The following is a 1,038-nucleotide window of genomic DNA, read 5'->3' as shown; positions in this document are numbered from 1 at the left end:
GGGTTGTCCATCGACTATCTGGGACGGCGTTTACAGCAAGTATTGCAGGAGGAGGGCGTGCGTTTGGATTACCTTCAGGACTTCGACGCACCGACCACTCTTGCCATGGTCGCCGTTGGTGCCGATGGCTCGCCGCATTACAGCTTTCGCGGCGAAGGCTGCGCTGATCGTCAGCTGTTGCCGGGGCATTTGCCTGAGTTGGGCGCTGAGGTGCGAGGGCTGCATATCGGCTCGTTCTCGTTGGTGGTGCAGCCGATTGCCGATACCCTGTTGGCTCTGGTCTGCCGGGAAAGTGGCAAACGCCTGATCAGTCTCGACCCCAACGTGCGACTCAACCCAGAGCCGAATATCGAATTGTGGCGCGAACGTATCGGCGCTCTGGTCGAACATGCCGATCTGATCAAGGTCAGTGACGAAGACCTGAACCTGCTCTACCCAGAGCGTGATCCGCAGAGCGTGATCGAGGGCTGGCTGGAGCACCGCTGCCAACTGGTATTCCTCACCCGTGGCGGTCAGGGCGCGACAGTTTTCAGCCGCCGTCATGGCACTTGGTCGGTGCCGGCCCGTGCCGTGGCGATAGTCGATACCGTAGGCGCCGGTGACACCTTCCAAGCGGCATTGATTGCTTGGCTGACTGAGCAGCAACTGGATTCGGTGGAGGGCTTGCAACGCTTGAGCCGTGAACAGATCGACGCAATGCTCGACTTTGCCGTCAGCGCCGCGGCCCTGACCTGCGGTAAAAACGGTCCGGACTTACCTTTTCGGCATCAGTTGCATTGATATCTGGTCAGGATTGTTTCGTCGGCACTGCACTCTACCCTGATCGCGCCGCCTCCGTGCCGGATATCAACACGGGAAAACTTTGCACTCGCCGTTGATGCCGGGGTTTTGGCAGTCGCGCGATCAAGGAAAAACTCACGTCATCGGTGTGTCGAATTTCGATGGCGCTCAACTCAAGCAGGCGGCGAAAGAGATCGTTTCGCTCCAGCCGCCGTGCTCCGTCCTGTGGTGAAWGGTTGCAATCGACCTGGCTCCACG

1 protein-coding gene is annotated in these 1,038 nt (G+C 59.4%); it reads left to right on the top strand.

All coding sequences use genetic code 11. From position 1 onward, the window contains the following. Positions 1-780 (top strand): carbohydrate kinase family protein (locus ACXRVY_RS31285; protein WP_458239247.1); only part of this gene is annotated, 780 nt, incomplete at its 5' end. Positions 781-1,038: the final 258 nt, after the last annotated feature.

Source organism: Pseudomonas sp. P5_A2_2 (assembly GCF_054177685.1).
This window is presented reverse-complemented; position numbering and strand designations above follow the sequence as displayed.